The sequence below is a fragment of the Petrotoga miotherma DSM 10691 genome (assembly GCF_002895605.1).
Taxonomy (GTDB): domain Bacteria; phylum Thermotogota; class Thermotogae; order Petrotogales; family Petrotogaceae; genus Petrotoga; species Petrotoga miotherma.
Genome location: NZ_AZRM01000026.1, coordinates 1 through 20,673 on the forward strand (window position 1 = coordinate 1; position 20,673 = coordinate 20,673).

A 20,673-nucleotide genomic window follows, 5' to 3' on the forward strand; every position below is an offset into this window, starting at 1 on the left:
AAATCGTATCATCAAAACATCCGCTTCATGCGGATGTTTTTTATATGTTAGGTCATAATTAACTACCATCAAAATAGGTTATTGGAATTTATTATGCTTGAATACTTTTTATTTGAAATTTTTTCAATATTGAGGTATAATTTAACAGTTAAAAATCGTTTTCGTGAGGAGGAAAAACATGAAAGTTTTAGTAATCAACTCAGGTAGTTCTTCAATTAAATATCAACTTCTTGAAATGAATACAGAAAAAGTTTTAGCCAAAGGATTGGTCGAAAGAATAGGTATAGAAGGATCAAGAATCATCCACAGAAAAAACGAAGAAAAATATGTTATAGAGAAGGTTATAAAAAATCATGAAGAAGGATTAAAAGAAGTTTTAGATCTCTTAACTTCTGAAGATTACAAGGTCATTTCGTCTCTAAACGAAATAGATGCGGTTGGACACAGAGTGGTGCACGGGGGCGAACGATTTTCTTCTTCTGTTATTATTGATAAGGAGTCTTTGGATGCAATTGAAATGATGTCATTTTTGGCACCTTTGCACAATCCAGCAAATGTCATGGGAATAAAGGCGGCGATAGAGCTTTTACCCAACGTGCCACAAATTGCGGTATTTGATACTTCTTTCCACCAAACTATGCCAAAGACTTCTTTCTTGTATGCAATTCCTTATGAGTACTACGAAAAATACAAGATACGGCGTTATGGGTTCCACGGCACAAGCCATAAATATGTTTCAAGAAGGGCGGCTGAGATATTGGGAAAAGATATAAAAACTCTTAAAATCATAACCTCACACATTGGAAACGGGGCATCCATTGCCGCTGTAAAAAATGGTGAATCTTTCGACACTTCAATGGGATTCACTCCTTTAGAGGGTTTAGTTATGGGAACAAGAAGTGGGGATATAGATCCTGCCATCGTTTCATTTTTGGCTCAAGAAGAGGGATTAACAGCAAAAGAAGTAGTAGAAATATTGAACAATAAAAGTGGAGTCTATGGAATAACGAAAGGTTTCTCAAGTGATATGAGGGATATTGAAGATAAAGCATTAGAAGGAGACAAAGTTTGTCGGCTTGCACTTGATATTTATGAGTATAGGATAGCCAAGTATATTGGAGCTTATGCGGCAGCGATGAACGGTGTAGATGTTATCGTGTTTACCGCTGGTGTAGGAGAGAATTCTCCAGTAACAAGGGAAGAAATATGTGAAAAGTATTTAACTTATCTTGGTGTAAAGATAGATAAAGAGAAAAACAATTTTAAAGGCTTAGAAAGAATCATAAGTACTCCTGATTCTAAGGTAGCAGTGTTGGTAGTTCCTACAAACGAAGAGCTTATGATAGCAAGAGAAACAAAAGAATTGGTTTCAACCAAAAATTAAATTCTAAAATATTGTATAAAGTTAATGAAACTGTAGAGCAACTAATAGGTTAGCTCTACAGTTTTTTTGATTCTTAAAAAATTGCTTCGTCAATATTATCAAGGTTGTATGGGGTTTGTTGATAAACATAGTAATTTAACCAATTGTTGAATAAAATATAAGCATGACTTCGCCATCTTACTACGGGACGTTTTTCTGGATCATCATGTGGGAAGTAGTTTACAGGGATATCAATGTCCATACCTTTTTCTAAATCACGATAGTATTCTTTTTTTAAAACCTCTGGATCGTATTCCGGGTGTCCTGTAACAAAAACTTGCCTACCATCTTTCCTTTCAACTAAATAAACACCAGCTTTTTTCGACTCAGCTAAAATTATAAGTTCTTTTATAGGTTCTACATCTTCCCTTTTGATTTGGGTATGTCTCGAATGAGGAACCCAAAAAATATCATCAAACCCTCTAACCAATGGCGAGTCTTCACAACTTACCGAATGCTCGAATACACCGAATATCTTCCTTGAGACATGATATTTGTTTATACCATAATGATAGTACAACCCCGCTTGTGCACCCCAACAAATATGAAGAGTAGAGAACACATTTTTCTTTGACCACTCCATCACTTTTTTCAACTCTTCCCAATAATCCACTTGTTCAAAATCAAGAGTTTCAACAGGGGCTCCTGTAATGATTAATCCATCAAACTTTCTGTGATTTATCTGATCAAAAGATTTATAAAAGGTGTCTAAGTACTCTTGCGATACGTTTTTGTGGCTATGTGATACCATCTTTAAAAGCACTACATTTACTTGCAAAGGGGTGTTTCCTAACAAGCGCAATAATTGAGTTTCGGCAACTATCTTGTTCGGCATTAGATTCAAAATAACAATCTCTAAAGGTCTTATATCTTGATGTATCGCCCTCTCTTCAGTCATTAGAAATATGTTTTCTTTTCTCAATACATCTGCAGCAGGTAAGTTTTCAGGTATTTTTATAGGCATTTTTAACACTCCTTTCGTTCTGTCCCGGATGAACTTAAAAAATGGTTATTAATTACTAGTTGCTTTAGTTAGAGCTGAATCAATATCCTCAATCAAATCATCTATGTCTTCTATCCCAACGGATAGTCTAATCATATCAGGACTTACCCCAGAAGCCAACTGTTCTTCTTCACTTAACTGCCCATGCGTAGTGCTAGCCGGATGAACGGCGAGTGATCGAACATCCCCAACATTAGCAACATGGGAAAATATTCTTAACCCTTCAATAAACCTTTTTCCTGCTTCTACTCCACCTTTTACTCCAAAGGAAAGCATGCCTCCAAAACCATGTTTTAAATATTTAACTGCATTTTTATGAGTTTTATGATTTTTCAATCCCGGATAATTTACCCAACTCACCCTCGAATCCCCGGATAGAAATTCTGCAATTTTCATTGCGTTAGAACAATGTCTTTCCATTCTCAAACTCAATGTTTCAATGCCTTGCAATATTAAAAAAGAATTGAAAGGACTTATTGAAGCACCTAGATCTCTTAACCATTGGGAACGAGCTTTCGAGATATAGGCAGAGTTGCCAAATCTTTTATAAAAGCTTATCCCATGAAAAGCAGGGTCTTCTTCAGTTAACATACCGAATTTACCATTGTTCCAGTCGAAATTTCCACTATCAACGATAATTCCACCAATTGAATTACCGTGCCCGTTCAAATATTTGGTTAAAGAGTGAACAACGATATCAGCACCAAATTCGAAAGGTTTGCACAGGTAAGGTGTGGCGAAGGTATTATCTACGATCAAAGGAATACCATTCTCATGAGCTATCTTAGAAATCCGCTCAAAATCAGGTACAGAAAGTTCGGGATTCCCGATAGTTTCCACATAAACCGCCTTTGTCCGATTATTTATATTATTTTTCAAGCTATCCATATCGTCAATATCAAAGAAGTTGGGCTTTATTCCAAATTTACTCAAAGAATTTTTAAATAATGTGAAAGTTCCACCATACAAAGAGCTTGCTGTAAGTATTTCATCTCCTTCTTCCATAATGTTTAACACCGCAATCGCTTCTGCAGCTTGCCCTGAAGAAGTAGCTAAAGCACCTACACCACCTTCCAAAGCAGCAACTCTTTTCTCCAAAACATCGGTCGTTGGGTTCATTATACGTGTATATATATTCCCGGATTCTTCCATGTTGAAAAGCCTAAGGGCATGAGCTGAGTCTTCAAAGGTATAAGATGAAGTCTGGTAAATTGGTACTACGTTAGCCCCGGTGGTCGGCTCTTTTTCAAAACCCGCATGAACCATTAAAGTATCAAAGTTGTGATTTCTTTCTTCCATGTTTTTCCTCCTCATTTGTTTAAAATTATAGTGATTTGAGAAACTCTAAAACTTGTGTTAGCGCCCCTTTGCCGAATCGTTAAGGGGTAAACCCCTTAAGATCCCCGTGCATCATTTGCTTCGCAAATGAGAATTTGGATATTACTTCTAAAGCATTATGAAAATGCTTTTTGCATAAAACGGCAAAAGCTTCGCAAAGGTATTATAAAGAAGCATTTTGCACAAAGCTGCAAAAAAACATAGTTTGCACAATACAGCAAACTCTCCTCACCCATAAGGAAGGAGGACTAAGGCTCCACCCCAATATGGTTGAAGTAAGGCTTCTGTCAACAGCCAGATTAATGAGATTTTTAACGGTAAAGTGGCAATTTTTACCTCTAAAGTGTTATAATCAATAACAGCTGTAATAAAGTAAAAAGAAGGGATTAAGTAAATGAATTGGGTTATACCTATTATTATCTTTTTTGACCAATTAACTAAAAAACTTTCAGAAACGTTTCTTCTAGAAAATACCATTAAAATTGGATTTTTTCAATTGACTTATGTTGAAAACACAGGCATTGCCTTTGGACTTTTTAAAGGCATGGCTTTGTTTCATGGAGTCTTCTCTACACTAATAGTAATTTTTCTTTTTATCTTAAAAGAAAAATACAAAGAAAAATATAAGTTTTTTACTACTTCTTTTGACTTGGGTATCACTTTTATCATAGGAGGAGCTTTAGGTAATATCTTTGATAGAATTAGGTTAGGATACGTTGTAGATATGATATATTGGCCAAATTTTTCTATATTCAACGTAGCTGATATATTCGTGACTTTTGGTGGCGTGATTTTATTATACCATTTTTTTAAAAGGAGCAAATATGGAAAAAAGAATGTACAAAGTTGAAAAAGAAGATGAACAAAAAAGGCTCGACGTATACATCGTCGAAAAAATGCCTATTGAAATTTCTAGGAATCTCATCCAAAACGCCATAACTAAAGGACAAATTACCGTCAACGGATCTCAAAAGAAACCTCATTACAAAGTTAAACAAGGCGACGAAATTCAAATAGATTTTCATGAAGTGGTAGAAGAAACCAAAGAAGAGGAAATCTTACCAGAAAATATACCATTGAATATACTGTATGAAGATGAGGAATTAATCGTCATTAACAAACCTGCTGGTTTGATAGTACATCCAACACCGAGTATTAAAACTGGTACTTTGGTTAACGCCCTAATGTACCATGTAAAGGATCTTGACAAAAAGATGCAAGATGCTACTAGATTAGGAATTGTTCATAGATTGGACAAAGAAACCTCTGGTGTGTTAGTCGTAGCAAAAAATGCTTTTTCACATCACTTACTTTCAAAAGAATTCAAAGAAAGAAAGACAATGAAATACTATTTAGCCCTAATTGAAGGAACACTGAAAGAAAAAGAAGGAGAAATAAACTTACCGTTGGGAAGACATCCTATTTTAAGGCACAAAAGGGCTGTTGTGTACAACGGAAGAGAAGCGTTAACTGAATACAAAGTGTTAAAAGAATTTGGAGATCTTGCCACGTTGGTTTGGATAAGGCTTAAAACAGGAAGAACCCATCAAATCAGAGTGCATTTCAAATACATCGGTAATCCAGTAATCGGGGATTCTTTGTATGGAAAAAATAAAATAGCAAAGAATCTTCAAATACCTGTAGACAGACAAATGCTCCATGCATTGAAATTAGGTTTTTACCACCCAAAAAGTAACGAATGGATGGAATTTTTGGCTCCCTTACCCGATGATTTTAAAAATCTGTTGATCACTCTAACAAACCTAAAAGGGCGAAATTCTTGACGGAGGATCTGCTAGTGAAGATCTTAGGACCCGTGGTAACTTCAAAAAGTATTGGTAAATCCTATCTTCAGCTAAGGGACCTTTTCCCCATAGCAAAAAGGTATGGGTTCAATTGCATAGTCCTATCAGAACCCCACCCAAGATCATGGGTGAGTTTTATCGCTCATGCCCAAAAGTACAGAATTAAGCCAATAATCCTGTATGAAACGGTAGACGGCAAGTACTTATTGCAAACAAACAATGATATTAGATCAGCTATAATGCATTACAACGGATTAGGAAACAACCTAAGATTGAAAAAAATCGAAATGGATCTTCCCTACGTGAAGTATCCAACTGGCGTTTTAAAAGATATATTTAAAGATGAAGAATCTCTTTGTATTAAAGACGGTTTAAAATATCAAAATGAACTATCTATTTTCTCAAATATAGCAACTTATTACAATATAAGAAATTATAGATTTGATGAATACAAAGTCACTGACTATAATTTAACAGACATTGTTTCACAAAAAGATCTAACCTTCGAAGAAAAAAGACGATTATCCTACGAGTTGGAAATAATAAAAAAGCTAGGGGTAAAAAATTATATTTTAACGGTAAAAAAAGTCGTTGACACCGCTAAAAAAAATGGTATCTCTGTTGGACCCGGAAGAGGCTCCGCTGTAGGTTCTTTCTTAGTTTATAAATTGGGAATAACTAAGGTGAATCCTATTGAATACGATCTCCTGTTCGAAAGATTTCTAAACGAATACAGGCATGAATTACCCGATATAGACCTGGATATCGATGCGGAAAAAAGAGTTGATCTAATAAAGGCTTTGCAAAAAGAAGTGGGAGAATATAAGATCTCTCAAATCAGAACTTATTCTACTATGAAAATCAAATCCGCTTTAAAAAAGACAGAAGAACTACTTGGATACAATTTAGAAGCTAAAATAAACGCTCCAATAAGAAGTAAAGAGAACATCGATAAATTCAAATCTTTATCAAAAAAAGATAAAACCTTTTTTTATGTCGCTTACTATCTTGAAGGAATAGAAGTAGCAGAGTCTGTTCATGCAGCGGGTTTGATAATTTCCCAAAATGACCTTAGAACTTTTTCTCCTATTGAAGAAAAAGAAACACCCCGAAGGGGGTTCAAGGAAGTACCAATAATAGAATGGGAAATGTCTGATTTAAAATATTTAGGAGTGGAAAAGTTCGACATTTTAGCTTTGGACACGTTGACTTTCTTAAAAAAATTACAGATAGAAGAAAAGTACCGAGAACTTAGCGATTCAAAAACTTTCCATTACCTATCCAAAGGATTGACAAAAGGTATCTTCCAATTGGACTCAAAATTAGGGCAAAAATTAACCCAAAGAATAAAACCTAAAGATTTTGAAGAGCTAATCTTACTCTTAGCCATCAACAGACCCGGACCCCTTGAATCCGGGATGATAGATCAATACGTTAATGAAGACTCACCAGAATATTTGAAAAAAATCTTCCCCGAGACAAAGGGCGTCTTAATTTACCAAGAACAGATAATGAAAATTGCTCAAATCTTAGGAGGATTTTCTCCACAAGAATCAGATTTGTTGAGAAAGGCAGTATCTAAAAAAGAAAAAGACAAAATCACAACCTTCAAAACCAAATTTATTACCAACGCCTCAAAAAAGATAGGCGAAAAAGAAGCAACCTTATTGTTTTCTCAGATAGAAAACTTTGCTCAGTATGCCTTTAATAAATCTCATGCGGTAGCTTATGCTCACATCACATACTGGTTATCAGAAAAAAAATTCAAAGATCCTTCACATTTCTTCTTAGAATATGTTAAAATAAAAGGCATTGATATTGATATAATAAATGAAGCATCGCTTTTAGGAGTAAAAATAAAGTTACCAGACATTAGATATCCATTTGGTTTGGCTAGTAAAACAGATCTAATAATGCCTTTGTATATAATTAAAGGAATAGGTAAAAATATTTCTCAAATATTTGAAGAAGCGAAACTCTCAAGCTTAGAAGATTTTTTTAATTTCATAATTAACAAAAATATCAATAGAAATATTGTGGAATTAATAATCAAATCCGGCGCATTAGATTATTTCAACAACAACCGTAAAAATCTACTAAGAGAAACCACTCAACGGATGAAAGGAAAAGTTCAACAGTTAGAAGATATAAAAAGTACGTTATTTGGAGAGAGAGAACAAAAATCAACTAAAAAGGTTGAAACAACCTTACAAGACTACGCGCAATACGAAATAGAAAGTATAGGATTTCCATTGAGTTTAATGTCCCAAAAAGGGCTATCTAATACGTTGATAGATAAATATCTAAATAGACAAAAGGTTTACCTTGATGGTTATGTCTACAGAGATTTTATAGTAGATAACTCTGCTATGATCTATTCAAGAGTTTATAACAAAAACTTAAAAAGGCTTATAAAACACATTTAAATTCCGATTTTGAGAAGGGAAAAAATGAAAATCAATATTTTATCAATAGCTGAGAAATACCCTGGTCAAGGGGTATATTCTGCTACCTTAGATCACAAATACATTTTAAAAAAATATAGTGATTACACGATATATGAGAACAAAATTTTAGGGAATTATGATGTTTTACATATCCATACTCTCAACATAAAAAGCTTCTTATCGTTGCTAAAGAATAAGAAAAAATCTTTTTGTGTGATTTCCGCTCACATAGTTCCTAATTCATTGAAAGGAAGTATAAAATTCAATAAACTATGGTTACCTTTTTTCAATAGATATTTAAAATATTTCTACAACTCTTCTGACTGCATTTTAGCCGTTAGTGAAGAGACCAAAAATGAACTGATTAAGGATCTCCAGATAAATCCAAATAAAATTGTGGTCTTCAGAAACTTTGTCATAAAAGAATTATTTTTCACAAAGCCGGAGGAAAAATACAACAAAAAATCTTATTTAAGAAAAAAACACGGGTATAATGATGATGATTTCATAATTTTGGGTGCCGGACAAATACAACCCAGAAAAGGTATAACAGATTTTGTGGAAACCGCTAAACGATTACAGAACATGAAGTTCATTTGGACCGGTGGAATGCCTTTTAAACAGTTCACCGAGGGTTATGAAGAAATGAACATATTGATAAAAAAGGCTCCTAATAATGTTAATTTTACCGGAACCATAAACAGAGAAAAAATGATCGATTATTATTCTTTATCCGACATTTTCTTCTCTCCTTCCTTTCATGAAACCTTTGGCTTGGTTGTAATTGAAGCAGCTGGAAGTGGTTTACCTTTAGTTCTTAGAGATTTACCAGTTTACAAACAAATATTTTCTCCTAACTATTTATCTGGTAATTCAGTGGAAGATTTTGTTGAGATAATCAAAAAACTTAATATTAACAAAGAGTTGTACGCTGAATACGAGAAAAAATCTTACCAATTATTTGAAAATTATAGTGATGAAAAAGCCTTTATAAAATTAAAAAATATCTATGAAGAAGGTATAAAGCAAAAAATCCATACAGGAGGAAAAAATGTCCGAAGATAAAGGCAAGGAAAATGAAAGCACACTTAGTAGAAAAAAAATAATCATTAATCTAATCGTAGTTTTAATTATTGGTTTAGTCATCAACATTGTGATCTCATTTTTTGCAGATTTCCAAGAAACCTTCGATACTCTTAAAACTGTCAATCTATTTTTTATTGTGAAGGTATTCGTAGTTTTCTCTATGGCTTATTTGATAGATTTAATAAGATTGTACATAGTAACATTAAGTTTCCACAAAAAAATAAAGTTTAAGGATGCCATTTATAATACCATTTCATACTATTTTATGTCAAACATCACACCAATGGCTAGTGGTGGTCAACCTTATCAAATATATCATCTTACAAAATTAGGAATAGAGTCAACTTTGGCTACAAATATAGTGTTGTCAAGACTTGTAGAAAATTTACTGTTTTCTTCTGCCATTATCTTAATTTTCATAAGAAGAGTGATGAGTATTTTAGGCAGAATAGGAACTGGGAAATATATACTTATCGTTGGTATAATAGCCGCTTTGGGGTTTTCAGCTTTGTTAATTTTAATATTCTTAAACCCAAAACTGCTATATAAATTTTTTAATTTCTTACTAAAGATATTCCCATTAAAAAATAAATCGAAATTCGAACAAAGATTACAAAAGCTAGAAAATTGGTTAGAAGAGCTAAAGTTAAGTATTAAAACACTATGGATCGAAAAGGCACATATAGTTGCAGTTGACTTTATACTGGGAGGTTTCATTGTTTTTTTTCATTCCCTTGGTTTGTATTTTGCTCTAACATCAATTACGTCAGGAAATTACAGCATCCTTGAAATATTCATACTTTTTATAATAATGAACTTTGTCATCTATTATATACCCACCCCAGGGTCCACAGGGGGTGTAGAGACATTGTATGGTATAGTTCTTGCAGGATTTATGCCTGGAAGATTCGTTTCTACAACTATATTGTTGTGGAGATTCGCAACTTATTATTTACAAATAGCCTTTGAAGGGGTAATCTTACTTATGACAAGGACAAAAGAAAAAGGTGTTTCGACCTAATTAATTAATATACTCGCTTCTCAAATCGATTAATCTTTTATCCTCTTCCAGAGATTTTAACCTTATAGTTTTATTTTTCAAATTATGCATAGACTCGATTTTTCTTATAGTAGCACTCTTACTTCTCATCGTAAGCGTATGAGTGTAAGCAAAACCTTTTACAAATTTCACACCTTTTAAAAGATCTCCATCGGTTATACCCGTTGCAGAAAATATTACATCTTCCCCACCAACTATTTCATCGGTATAAAAGATTTTTTCAAGGTCCCAACCTTTTTCCTTGATCGATTGTTCTTCAATTCTATCTCTTGTCCATAATTTCATTTGAATTTCTCCACCTAACGTTTTTAAAGCAGCAGCTGAGAGTATCCCTTCAAGAGTCCCTCCAATACCAACATATATATCCACCCCACTATCGGGAACTGCGGTTGCTATGGCTGCTGTAATATCCCCATCACTTATTAATTTTATTCTCGAACCAGCTTCTTTAATCTCTTCTATAATCTCTTCATGCCTTTGCCTATTCAAAATAACAAAAGTTAGTTCCGTAGGTGCAATTCCCAAAACCTCACTTGCAATTTTTATATTCTCTTTCATAGGTTTTCTTAAATCCAATTTACCTTTTAATTCACGACCTACAGCAAGTTTAAATGAATAAAAAGTCGGCAGTAATTTAATACCTCCCGCCACTGTGGCAGCAACCGCACTTATGGCATTTGGCAGGCCGAAAGCAGCTAATTTCACGCCGTCTATAGCGTCCACCGCCAAATCCATTTCAGAAGTGTTATCTTGCCAACTACCCACTTTTTCACCTACGTACAACATCTTTGAATTTTCTTTAGCATATTTACTCATTACTATATTCCCTTTAAAGTCTATGTAATCAAACATACCTCTCATAGCATCAATGGAACTATGCTTAATCATTTCCAGATTACCACAACCCAAGTACAAACTACTCATCAAGGCTGATGATTCTGTAACCCTTACAAAATCCATAGTCAACTCTGGATAAATCTTCTTTTCCATAAAAGTCCCTCCTCACAAAAATTTTTAATTGTCTTTAAGAACTTTAAAACTTGTGTTAGCGCCCCTTCGCCCTGCAGCCCGCCCAAAAATAAAGAAGTCTTTCCCCCTTCGCCCTGCAATTTTATCTTTCATAAGCATTTCTATTATAATATTTTTATACAGTTTAAACAAACAATAAATTTCAAGAAAATTAAAGTTTAAATATCGTAATCAATTCTATTGGCGAATATTTCTTCCTAATTAAGTATAAACGGATTATTTGAGTATACACAAACCAAAACTTCATAAAAAATTATTTAACTGTGCTTATTTTCAAAAAAATATGGTAAAATTTCATTGGAGGTGATCTAATGGACCTAACAGAGTTAGAAAAAAGTTTAACTTTTCAAAAGAAAAGTGTATGGAGCAAAAGAAACAGAGAAGATATCGATAAGTATTCTTCACAGTACAAGGATTTTATCAACTTTTCTAAAACTGAAAGAAAGGCCGCTTCATACTCAGTGGAGCTCCTTGAAAAAAACGGTTTCAAACCTCTTTCTTATTATGTGAACTCTGGAAAGATAGAGAAAGGGGCTAAAGTTTACTTTGTAAACAGAGACAAAGCAATATTTGCTTTGAAGTACAACAATCCTTTGAAGGATGGCATCAACATAGTAGGTGCCCACATAGATTCGCCAAGGTTTGATTTAAAACCCGAACCAATAGTGGAAGATGAGAATATTGCGATGGCGAAGACTCATTATTATGGTGGAGTGAAGAAGTATCAGTGGTTCAACATACCACTTGAATTACATGGCGTAGTAATAAAAAACAACGGTAGTAAAATAGAAGTTTCCATAGGACAAGACGAAAATGATCCAGTATTTGTAATATCAGATTTACTGCCTCATTTGGATAGAGATTTAGCTAATAAAAAGGTTTCGGAAGCATTTGAAGCTGAAAAGATGAATTTGCTAGTTGGTACTACTGCAATCTCCTACGATGAAACCGATAAAATTAAAAATCCGGTTAAGTTAAATATCTTGAAGATTTTGAATGATAAATATGGAATCGTAGAAGAAGACTTAGTCAGTGCTGAATTGGAAATCGTTCCTGCACTTCCTGCCAGAGATGTAGGTCTAGATAAAAGCCTTTTAGCTTCGTACGGACACGACGATAGGGTTTGTGCCTACACAGGATTAACCGCTTTAATTGATGCACAAACTTCTGTAAAGAACCCGGCAGTTTTACTAGTCGATAAAGAAGAAATAGGTAGCGATGGAAATACAGGTGCAAAAAATCATTTTTGGATCTACGTGTTGAAGAAAATTGCCGCTTTAGCAAAAGAGGAAGAATTACTTCAAAACATAGAAGAAATCCTTACCAATTCTACTTTGCTTTCAGCTGATGTTTCAGCTGCTGTAGATCCGAACTACAAAGAAGCTCACGATTTATCCAATGCTCCAAAATTGGGTTACGGTATAACTCTTATGAAATACACAGGTTCAGGGGGCAAAGGAAGAACAAACGATGCAAATGCTGAATTAGTAGGAAAAATTAGAAATCTTTTCAATAAAGAAGGTGTATCTTGGCAAATAGGAGAATTGGGAAAAGTAGATAGAGGCGGAGGAGGAACCATAGCCCTTTTCTTTTCCGAGAAAGGTTTAGACGTTTTGGATGCTGGCGTTCCGCTTTTGGGGATGCATTCTCCGTATGAGGTAGCATCAAAAGCGGATATATACGAGACTTATTTGGCGTATAAAACTTTTTACGAAAAATTTGGAAAATGAGAATTTTTGTAGGAAACTCAGCAAATGCGATGGAATTTTTTGATTTTGATTTAATATTATCAACCTCAGGTTGGTCTTTAAACGACCAATCTGAGGTTATTGCTATCAATAACAAAGAGTATGTAGAATGTCATATAAACAGGAACAAAACATATTTAAACAAGGATAATAGGTTCATAACGGAAAAAGATATTTTATTATCTTTCGGGTTTACCAACGATGCTCTAAATTTTGAATTTTATTTCTTGAATCTTTTGTACCAAGTGGATTTAATCGTTCTATCGTTGAACTTTTCTGAAAGTTTAGAAAGAAAAGTACTTCTACATATACAGTCAAATTTGAGAAGTGTAAAAATCCCGGCGATAATTATCAACACAGCGAAAAACGAAACTACGGTATCCTACATCGTTCCCAATTACAAAAACGAATTCGTGATCAAAAACGCTATTTATTTCACACTTGATTTTAAAAAGAGTAAAAATTATATATATTCTTTTGGGAAGTATTTATCAGATTTGAAAGAAACGATTCACACCTATGATGTCAAGGTGCTGAGATAGAATGAGGGCGCGCGATCTGTTCTTAAAGTTACATTATAACTTTCTCAAAAAAGAATTGTTTGAGTCTTTAAAAACAATCAATGAAGAACCAAAAAGTTATAACAAGAACAGTTTAGGTATATACCTAATAAAAAAATTATCTTCAAAAAACTTAATAAAACAGCTTGCTGATGGTATTAACCAAGGCTTTTATATCTTTTTCTTCTCCTCTAACAAAAATATCCCCTATCGCAAATTACACTTAATTTCTGAAATTGTCAATATTTACGGAATTCATTTGATTCTATTTTTAAAAAACGATATTCTCAAACTTTTCAACAATCAAGTTATCTTCATAAACCAGGAAAAAAGTTTACCTTATAGATTATTCTCAATAAACTCTTATAAAATCTCTTTTATCCTTCCCGAAGAAGTGACAAATCCGGCTGTTATAGCAACTTTGAAGATTCAAGAAGTTGACCTCGTATTCAGCAAAAGTTCTGTGGCTGGCAATAATCAAGACTTAGCTAATAATTTGCTCGCATACGTTCTAACAGATCAAAAAATATTTTCCCCTTCTATTTTAGAGGAAGATAAAACCTCGTTGAAAGAAAGGGGAAAAATATGGCTGAACTTAGGCTATTTAAAGACTATTAAAGACAATTATTTAGAAAAAAATTACAGTGATTTACAAAGGATAAAAACCAAAATAGACCTCATTCAAAGATAGTTAAGAAACCTTTTATTTCCTTTTTGACATATTGACCCTCAAAAGATTCTTTTCAATTCTAGTTTGTAATTTGATTTTTTTAAACTTATCTTCAGTTTCTTTTATCTCTTCTTGGGCACTTTCCATAGCATTCCTTGCGGCTTCGATATCTATATCTTCCGATTTTTCAGCAGCTGTGGTAACAATAGTCATTTCTTCACCGGTCATTTCCAGAATACCACCATGGATGGCAAAACTTTGCACAGAGTTATCAACTTTTTTTATCGATACCGGGGCAATCCTTAAAGATGTCACGATCGGCAATCTTTGAGTTAAGGTTCCCATTGATCCCTCTTTTGTTTTAAATTCTACATACTGAACATCTTCTTCATACTTTACCCCTTCTGGGGTAACAACTTTGAATTTAAATATTTACACCACCTGCCTTAAAAACACTTCATACATTCATTTTTTTCGCTTTTTCTACAGCTTCTTCTATCGTTCCCACCATATAAAAGGCGCTTTCAGGTAAATCATCATGCTTCCCTTCAAGTATTTCTTTAAAACCTTTGATAGTATCTTCTACATTAACATACTTTCCCGAATAATTCGTGAACCTTTCTGCAACAAAGAAAGGCTGAGTTAAGAATCTTTGAATTCTTCTGGCTCTATTTACTACCTGCCTGTCTTCCTCGGACAATTCTTCTATACCCAAAATGGCTATTATATCTTGTAAATCCTCATACCTTTGCAAAACTTCTTTGACTTCTCTTGCAACAGTGTAATGTTCTTGGCCAACTACGTTGGGATCCAACATCTTTGATGTGGAATCTAATGGATCAACTGCGGGATAAAGTCCCAACTCTGACTGTCTTCTTGAAAGGTTTATATTTGCGTCCAAATGGGCAAAAGTAGTGGCAGGTGCGGGATCCGTGAAATCGTCCGCAGGAACATAAATAGCCTGAACTGAGGTAATAGAACCATCTTTTGTGGAGGTTATTCTCTCTTGCAACTGCCCCATATCCGATGCCAACGTTGGCTGGTATCCTACAGCAGAGGGCATTCTTCCTAGTAAAGCCGACACCTCTGATCCTGCTTGAACAAACCTGAATATATTATCTATGAAAAGTAAGACATCTTTTTTTTGCTTATCCCTAAAGTATTCTGAGATTGTTAACGCGGTTAGAGGAACCCTGAACCTTGCCCCAGGTGGCTCATTCATCTGACCGAACACCAACGCCGTGCTATCAATGACCCCTGTCTCTTGCATTTCCAACCAAAGATCGTTACCTTCCCTGGTTCTTTCACCTACACCTGCAAACACAGAGATTCCTTGGTGCTCTTTAGCGATATTCCTTATAAGTTCCATAACAAGAACGGTCTTACCAACCCCAGCTCCACCGAAAAATCCTATTTTCCCGCCTCTCGGGAACGGAGCCAAAAGATCTATACATTTAATACCCGTCTCTAAAATCTCAATCGATGTATCTTGTTCATTTAGCGATGGAGGGTCCCTGTGGATTGGCCAGTACTCTTCCCCTTCAACCTCTCCTTTTTCATCGATAGGTTTCCCCAAAAGGTTGAACATCCTTCCCAATGTAGTATCTCCAACAGGAACTTTTATGGACTCTTGTGTGTTGATAACCTCTTGCCCTCTTCTTATACCATCGGTAGAATCCATCGCAACACATCTAGCTGTATCGTCTCCGATTAATTGCTCGACTTCAAGAACTAATTCCTCTCCTGAGTATTCGTTTTTTACTTTTAAAGCATCGTAAACGTTAGGTAGTTGGCCTTCGGGGAATTTCACATCGACGACAGGTCCAATAACAGATATTATTTTACCTTTTTGATCTTGCATCGAATTACCTCCTATTGCATATTCGCCCCATTAACAATCTCTATCAACTCTTGGGTAATAGAGGCTTGTCTTTGCTTGTTGTATTCAAGGTTCAACTCTTCTATTAAATCATGTGCATTATCCGTGGCGTTTTTCATTGCGTTTTGTCGGGCATGAAGTTCACTCAACTTGGTTTCAAATAAAAATAGATACATTTTAGAGAGAAGATACTGATATGCAGCATCCTCAAACACTTTTTCTTCCTCGGGTTCGTATTCGTATCTGGCATCTATTTCAAATTTATCTCTTGTTATCGGAAGTAGATCATAAGTTTTTGGTAACTGTATCAAGGCATTTTTTAACTCTCCATATACAACTTTCAGTTTACTAATGCCTTTATTCTCCATAATTTGGAAAATAATTTCCAGCAAATACTCCGCATGGTCAACCTTTGGAATATCGAATAAATTTATCTCTTTTTCCAAGACTGTTTCACTCTTTAAACCTGAATACCCCTTTGCACCCAATGCAAAGTATCCTTTAAAATCTTCCAGCTTAGATTTCGCCCTTAAAGCTTCTTTTACTAAATCAGATGGAAATGAGCCGGCTAATCCCATGTCTGGGGTGATCACAAAAATTAAAGAACCTTCACCATTTTGAGTGTATAAGCTTTCTTCAACAAAGGGAACTTTTTTCAGAATTCTTTCTGTGTAGTTAGAATAATCTTTTACACCTTTCCATCGCTTCTGTATTTTGTTGAGCCTAGCTGTTGCAACCATTTGCATGGCTCTTGTTATTTGCATCGTAGATTCTGTAGAGGCGATCCTTCTTTTAATGGCTCTTAAATTACCACGACTCAATTGAAATCACCACACTCATTTAAATACATCCAAAAATTTTGAGATTGCTTCATTCAGTTCTTTCTTTATCTCATCTGTAATGTCTTTGCTCTCTCTTATCTTATTTAAAGTATCCCTATAATTTTCTTTAAGATAGGCTAAAAATTGTCTTTCAAAATCACCTATTCTATCGGTAGGGATCTGATCCAAATAGCCTTCATTGGCAGCGTAAATAACAGCAACTTGTTCTTCTATCTCCATAGGTGAATATTGTGGTTGCTTCATCAATTCAGTGAGTTTTTCTCCTTTTGTTAGCTGTTTCTTAGTTGCCTCATCAAGATCCGCAGCAAACTGAGTGAAAGATTCTAACTCCCTGTACTGTGCTAAATCTAATTTTAAAGATCCAGCTACCTTTTTCATCGCCTTGGTCTGAGCATCTCCACCGACCCTTGAAACAGATAATCCTATGTTAACAGCAGGTCTTATCCCTGCGTTAAACAACCCTGTTTCTAAATAGATCTGACCATCCGTTATTGAAATAACGTTGGTTGGAATATATGCAGAAATATCGTTCGCCTGCGTCTCGATTATTGGCAAAGCTGTCAAAGAACCGTTTCCATAATTTTCGTTCAATCTAGACGCCCTTTCCAACAATCTTGAATGCAAATAAAAAATATCTCCGGGATAAGCTTCCCTTCCAGGCGGCCTTCTAAGTAAAAGCGATATTTCTCTGTAAGCAGCGGCGTGTTTGGTTAAATCGTCGTATATTACCAACGCATCCTTACCGTTAAACATAAAATATTCTCCAATTGCTGCACCAGCGTAAGGAGCTATATACTGTAAAGAGGCAGGATCTGAAGCATCTGCGGCCACCACTACAGTGAAGTCCATTGCACCGTACTTTTCTAAATTATCGATCGTTCTCGCCAAAGCCGAGGACTTTTGTCCAATTGAAACGTAAATACAAAAAGCGTTTTTCCCTTTTTGATTTATAATTGTATCAGTAGCTATGGCGGTTTTACCCGTTTGTCTATCTCCGATTATAAGCTCTCTTTGACCTCTTCCTATAGGAATCAAGGCATCCAACACTTTCAACCCAGTTTGAAGAGGCGTATCAACAGGTTTTCTTGTTACAACACCCATTGCCTTCCTTTCGATAGGATAAAACTCATCGGTATTTATTTCACCCTTTCCATCCAATGGGATACCTAAAGGATTAACCACTCTACCTAGCATATTTTCCCCAACGGGTACTTCTATTATTCTGTTGGTTCTAACTAATTTGTCCCCTTCTTTTATTCCTTTGTAATCTCCCAAGGTTATTATACCAACGTTATCTTCTTCTAAATTCATAGCTATACCGTAGATCTTTTCACCTTCAGATGTTTCTATTTCAACCAATTCGTTGGTCATAACATCCTTCAAACCGTAAGCCCTAACGATTCCATCGCTTACCTGCATTACCCATCCTATTTCTTTTATCTCTCCACTTTCATAACTTTTAATACGCTCTTCTATTACTTTTGTCAATTCATCTGGATTAACTCTCAAATATTTCACCTCCACCACTTAGGGCATAGGCAGATTGAATGTCCTCTAAAAATCCTTTTACGGAGTAATCAAAAAATTTATCTCCAATGTATAACTGTAATCCACCTATAAGATCTTCGTTGAATTGTGTTATTAACTTTATTTTTCTTCCTGTTTTATTATGAATAGCTTGTTTAATCTGATTTATAATTGTATTAGTTACTTTATTGGGAAGTACAAGTCTCACTTCCACAACTTTTTCTCTTTCTAAACTCTCTTGATACAAAATATGAGACATAAAAGGAATTAAATTTTGACGCCCTTTATCCACTAAAACTTCTAAAAATTGAACAAAAATAGTATCATCAAATTCTGAGACATCTTTCAATTTTGTAACTATATATTTTGGAGGAATCAACGGACTATAAGCCATATCCCTAAGAGTTTCACTGCTTTCAAGAGCTTTTTTTAACCTTTGAAACGCTTCTACGTATTCATCTAATCTTGAAATTTCACCCTTTTCTTCTAAAGTACCCAAAATGGCTTGGGCATACTTTGAAGCCAAAAAATAAGAAGCTTTCATTATAATTCACCTTTGTCTTTCAGATTGTTTATAGCCCTTCTTATCAACTCTTCATTCTTCTTTTTATCGATCTGCTCCTTTAATATCATAGAGGAAATGGTAACAGCTAGAGAAACTATTCTCGATTGCAGTTCTCTTGCTGCACTTTCTTTAATCTCTTCAGCCTCTTTTTCTGCCTTTTCTAAAATAAATTTCCTCTGCTCTTGAGCCTCTTGTTGAGCAGCCTTGATTATAGATTTAGCTTGTTCATCAGCTTCAGTTAAAATTTCACGTCTTTTATCATCCACTTCAGCTAGTTGCTTATCCAACTCTTCTTTCTTTGATTGGGCTTCTAATCTTAATTTTTCAGCCTCGTTCAAATTCTTCTCTACTTCTTTCTTTCTTTTATCTGTGATATCAAAATACGGTTTGTACAACAACTTGTACATAAGAAACATGAAAGCCAAAAAACCTACTAAATTGACTATGGAAGTTAAGTTAAAAGATATCATACAATCACCTCTTTGGGGGAAAAACTAATAAAACTCAACAAAATAAACACTCATGGAAGAACAAACAACAAGATCAAGGCAACAACCAAAGAATAAAGACCGGTTGACTCTGTAACCGCCATTGCCAATAACATCCTCGTTGTTAAATTTCCGCTCATCTCTGGTTGCCTTGCCATAGCATCCATTGCGTGTGCACCAACGTTACCTTCTCCAACACCAGGACCTATAGCTCCTATTCCCATTGCAACTCCTGCTCCCAATAACTTTCCTAAATAATATAAGCCCCATCCAATGGAACCACCTTCAGTAATTAAATTTTGAAGCATAGTAGATAAATCCATCTTTTTCTCCTCCTTAAACTAGTTTTTTCTGATTTGATAAGTTTTGCTTTTATTCCAATAAAGAACCAATATACGCAATAGTTAACAAAGAAAAAACAAAGGCCTGAATGAGCCCAATAAACCAACCAAAAAAGCCCCATAAGAACACAGGTAAAACGAAATATTTCAACATGTAACTAATAATCAACACTAATATTCCCCCACCCATGACGTTACCAAATAACCTTAGAGAATGGGAGATTGGTTTAGCCAATTCACTGATTATGTTGATAGGAAACAACAATGGATTTGGTTCAAAAAAAGATTTAAGCCATTTGAGTACACCTTTAGCCCTTGCCGCAAAAAAGTGGCTGACAACTAAAACCATCAAGGCATACGTTAGATTCACATTTAAATCGGAGGTAGGTGTGTACCAGGTATCCGTGAATAACTGAACATTCAATCCATTTTCAACTGGTACAACGTTTATTCCAGGCATCCCACCAAGTACATTTGAAACACCTATATACAGGAAAAAACTCATAGCTATTACAAAAGTTTGTTTCCTATACTTAGGATTTGGAACGGAATCTTCCACCATTTCCCAAAAATAATCAAAAAAAGTTTCTACAGCAGCCTGGAACCTTCCAGGGATCCTCTCAAAATGTATGTTCCTGGCAACTAAAATCAACAGAAACATAACAGCAAAAGACATTATCAACGTCATTGGGTTCAATTGACCAAAGAACCCGCCATCACCAAAATAAACAATCCATCTATCTCCAACACCCTCTAAACTCATATCGAAAACAAAAAAGTTAATTAATCCCAAAACTACATAAGCTACAAAAAGAAAGATGGTAAATTTCTTTAATCTATCGTTCGTCAAAAGAACACCTCC

The 20,673-nt window shown here is 34.8% G+C and carries 20 protein-coding genes; 9 read left to right on the top strand and 11 right to left on the bottom strand.

The features are described from left to right. Positions 1-178 precede the first annotated feature (178 nt). On the top strand, positions 179-1,384 hold the full coding sequence (gene ackA, locus X928_RS05190) for an acetate kinase (RefSeq protein ID WP_103078804.1): 1,206 nt from the start codon (positions 179-181) through the stop codon (positions 1,382-1,384). Between the two features lie 73 nt (positions 1,385-1,457). Here ackA and metA read toward each other — a convergent pair whose 3' ends face one another. Both metA and X928_RS05200 read right to left on the bottom strand, forming a co-directional pair. Then, entirely contained in the window at positions 1,458-2,387 is a 930-nt protein-coding gene (gene metA, locus X928_RS05195; RefSeq protein WP_103078805.1) for a homoserine O-acetyltransferase MetA, read from the bottom strand. Positions 2,388-2,435: 48 nt separating this feature from the next. Continuing rightward, positions 2,436-3,725: an O-acetylhomoserine aminocarboxypropyltransferase/cysteine synthase family protein gene (locus X928_RS05200; RefSeq protein WP_103078806.1), complete on the bottom strand. Its 1,290-nt coding sequence runs from the start codon at positions 3,723-3,725 to the stop codon at positions 2,436-2,438. A gap of 433 nt (positions 3,726-4,158) precedes the next feature. Between X928_RS05200 and lspA the strand changes: the two genes are divergently transcribed. From lspA to X928_RS05225, 5 genes are read left to right on the top strand one after another with little or no spacing between them, the layout of a single operon-like run. Next, positions 4,159-4,614: a signal peptidase II gene (lspA, locus tag X928_RS05205; protein WP_103078807.1), complete on the top strand. Its 456-nt coding sequence runs from the start codon at positions 4,159-4,161 to the stop codon at positions 4,612-4,614. Beyond that, on the top strand, positions 4,589-5,548 hold the full coding sequence (locus tag X928_RS05210; protein ID WP_103078808.1) for an RluA family pseudouridine synthase: 960 nt from the start codon (positions 4,589-4,591) through the stop codon (positions 5,546-5,548). The genes lspA and X928_RS05210 overlap by 26 nt, the downstream gene beginning before the upstream one ends. A 14-nt stretch (positions 5,549-5,562) precedes the next feature. After that, entirely contained in the window at positions 5,563-7,995 is a 2,433-nt protein-coding gene (locus X928_RS05215; RefSeq protein WP_103078809.1) for a helix-hairpin-helix domain-containing protein, read from the top strand. Between the two features lie 24 nt (positions 7,996-8,019). Beyond that, the gene (locus X928_RS05220) at positions 8,020-9,081 is read left to right on the top strand and encodes a glycosyltransferase family 4 protein (RefSeq protein WP_103078810.1); all 1,062 of its coding nucleotides are present in this window, start codon (positions 8,020-8,022) and stop codon (positions 9,079-9,081) included. Next, positions 9,068-10,123 carry a lysylphosphatidylglycerol synthase transmembrane domain-containing protein gene (locus X928_RS05225; protein WP_103078811.1) on the top strand — a complete coding sequence of 352 codons (1,056 nt, stop codon included), beginning with the start codon at positions 9,068-9,070 and terminating at the stop codon, positions 10,121-10,123. The genes X928_RS05220 and X928_RS05225 overlap by 14 nt, the downstream gene beginning before the upstream one ends. Here X928_RS05225 and glpX read toward each other — a convergent pair whose 3' ends face one another. Continuing rightward, positions 10,124-11,152: a class II fructose-bisphosphatase gene (glpX, locus tag X928_RS05230; protein ID WP_103078812.1), complete on the bottom strand. Its 1,029-nt coding sequence runs from the start codon at positions 11,150-11,152 to the stop codon at positions 10,124-10,126. A 350-nt stretch (positions 11,153-11,502) separates the two neighbouring features. Between glpX and X928_RS05235 the strand changes: the two genes are divergently transcribed. The 3 genes from X928_RS05235 to X928_RS05245 are packed head-to-tail and all read left to right on the top strand — an operon-like array spanning position 11,503 to position 14,190. After that, positions 11,503-12,921 (top strand): aminopeptidase, encoded by a 1,419-nt coding sequence (locus X928_RS05235; protein ID WP_103078813.1) that lies wholly within the window; start codon positions 11,503-11,505, stop codon positions 12,919-12,921. Continuing rightward, positions 12,918-13,481, top strand: a complete 564-nt coding sequence (locus X928_RS05240; protein ID WP_103076360.1) for a hypothetical protein — start codon at positions 12,918-12,920, stop codon at positions 13,479-13,481. The genes X928_RS05235 and X928_RS05240 overlap by 4 nt, the downstream gene beginning before the upstream one ends. Before the next feature lies 1 nt (position 13,482). After that, positions 13,483-14,190, top strand: a complete 708-nt coding sequence (locus X928_RS05245) for a hypothetical protein (protein WP_103078814.1) — start codon at positions 13,483-13,485, stop codon at positions 14,188-14,190. A gap of 12 nt (positions 14,191-14,202) precedes the next feature. Here the strand turns inward: X928_RS05245 and atpC are convergent, their stop codons facing one another. From atpC to atpB, 8 genes are read right to left on the bottom strand one after another with little or no spacing between them, the layout of a single operon-like run. Then, a complete protein-coding gene (gene atpC, locus X928_RS05250) occupies positions 14,203-14,601 on the bottom strand; it encodes an ATP synthase F1 subunit epsilon (protein ID WP_103078815.1) in 399 nt (132 codons plus the stop codon). 25 nt (positions 14,602-14,626) lie between these two features. Then, positions 14,627-16,030 (bottom strand): F0F1 ATP synthase subunit beta, encoded by a 1,404-nt coding sequence (gene atpD / locus X928_RS05255; protein ID WP_103078816.1) that lies wholly within the window; start codon positions 16,028-16,030, stop codon positions 14,627-14,629. An 11-nt stretch (positions 16,031-16,041) separates the two neighbouring features. Continuing rightward, on the bottom strand, positions 16,042-16,869 hold the full coding sequence (gene atpG, locus X928_RS05260) for an ATP synthase F1 subunit gamma (RefSeq protein WP_103078817.1): 828 nt from the start codon (positions 16,867-16,869) through the stop codon (positions 16,042-16,044). A gap of 15 nt (positions 16,870-16,884) precedes the next feature. Next, positions 16,885-18,399, bottom strand: a complete 1,515-nt coding sequence (gene atpA, locus X928_RS05265; protein WP_103078818.1) for a F0F1 ATP synthase subunit alpha — start codon at positions 18,397-18,399, stop codon at positions 16,885-16,887. Next, the gene (gene atpH, locus X928_RS05270; RefSeq protein ID WP_103078819.1) at positions 18,389-18,961 is read right to left on the bottom strand and encodes an ATP synthase F1 subunit delta; all 573 of its coding nucleotides are present in this window, start codon (positions 18,959-18,961) and stop codon (positions 18,389-18,391) included. The genes atpA and atpH overlap by 11 nt, the downstream gene beginning before the upstream one ends. Continuing rightward, positions 18,961-19,452 carry a F0F1 ATP synthase subunit B gene (gene atpF, locus X928_RS05275; RefSeq protein WP_103076367.1) on the bottom strand — a complete coding sequence of 164 codons (492 nt, stop codon included), beginning with the start codon at positions 19,450-19,452 and terminating at the stop codon, positions 18,961-18,963. Before atpF ends, atpH begins: the two co-directional genes overlap by 1 nt. Positions 19,453-19,502: 50 nt before the next feature. Then, positions 19,503-19,793: a F0F1 ATP synthase subunit C gene (locus tag X928_RS05280; RefSeq protein ID WP_211286452.1), complete on the bottom strand. Its 291-nt coding sequence runs from the start codon at positions 19,791-19,793 to the stop codon at positions 19,503-19,505. Positions 19,794-19,842: 49 nt separating this feature from the next. After that, the gene (atpB, locus tag X928_RS05285) at positions 19,843-20,661 is read right to left on the bottom strand and encodes a F0F1 ATP synthase subunit A (RefSeq protein ID WP_103076368.1); all 819 of its coding nucleotides are present in this window, start codon (positions 20,659-20,661) and stop codon (positions 19,843-19,845) included. Positions 20,662-20,673: the final 12 nt, after the last annotated feature.

Excerpts from the sequence above, each read along its gene's own strand:
- ackA (WP_103078804.1), top strand. The coding sequence starts at position 179 with ATGAAAGTTTTAGTAATCAACTCAGGTAGTTCTTCAATTAAATATCAA.
- metA (WP_103078805.1), bottom strand. The coding sequence starts at position 2,387 with ATGCCTATAAAAATACCTGAAAACTTACCTGCTGCAGATGTATTGAGA.
- X928_RS05200 (WP_103078806.1), bottom strand. The coding sequence starts at position 3,725 with ATGGAAGAAAGAAATCACAACTTTGATACTTTAATGGTTCATGCGGGT.
- lspA (WP_103078807.1), top strand. The coding sequence starts at position 4,159 with ATGAATTGGGTTATACCTATTATTATCTTTTTTGACCAATTAACTAAA.
- X928_RS05210 (WP_103078808.1), top strand. The coding sequence starts at position 4,589 with ATGGAAAAAAGAATGTACAAAGTTGAAAAAGAAGATGAACAAAAAAGG.
- X928_RS05220 (WP_103078810.1), top strand. The coding sequence starts at position 8,020 with ATGAAAATCAATATTTTATCAATAGCTGAGAAATACCCTGGTCAAGGG.
- X928_RS05225 (WP_103078811.1), top strand. The coding sequence starts at position 9,068 with ATGTCCGAAGATAAAGGCAAGGAAAATGAAAGCACACTTAGTAGAAAA.
- glpX (WP_103078812.1), bottom strand. The coding sequence starts at position 11,152 with ATGGAAAAGAAGATTTATCCAGAGTTGACTATGGATTTTGTAAGGGTT.
- X928_RS05235 (WP_103078813.1), top strand. The coding sequence starts at position 11,503 with ATGGACCTAACAGAGTTAGAAAAAAGTTTAACTTTTCAAAAGAAAAGT.
- X928_RS05240 (WP_103076360.1), top strand. The coding sequence starts at position 12,918 with ATGAGAATTTTTGTAGGAAACTCAGCAAATGCGATGGAATTTTTTGAT.
- X928_RS05245 (WP_103078814.1), top strand. The coding sequence starts at position 13,483 with ATGAGGGCGCGCGATCTGTTCTTAAAGTTACATTATAACTTTCTCAAA.
- atpD (WP_103078816.1), bottom strand. The coding sequence starts at position 16,030 with ATGCAAGATCAAAAAGGTAAAATAATATCTGTTATTGGACCTGTCGTC.
- atpH (WP_103078819.1), bottom strand. The coding sequence starts at position 18,961 with ATGAAAGCTTCTTATTTTTTGGCTTCAAAGTATGCCCAAGCCATTTTG.
- atpF (WP_103076367.1), bottom strand. The coding sequence starts at position 19,452 with ATGATATCTTTTAACTTAACTTCCATAGTCAATTTAGTAGGTTTTTTG.
- X928_RS05280 (WP_211286452.1), bottom strand. The coding sequence starts at position 19,793 with ATGGATTTATCTACTATGCTTCAAAATTTAATTACTGAAGGTGGTTCC.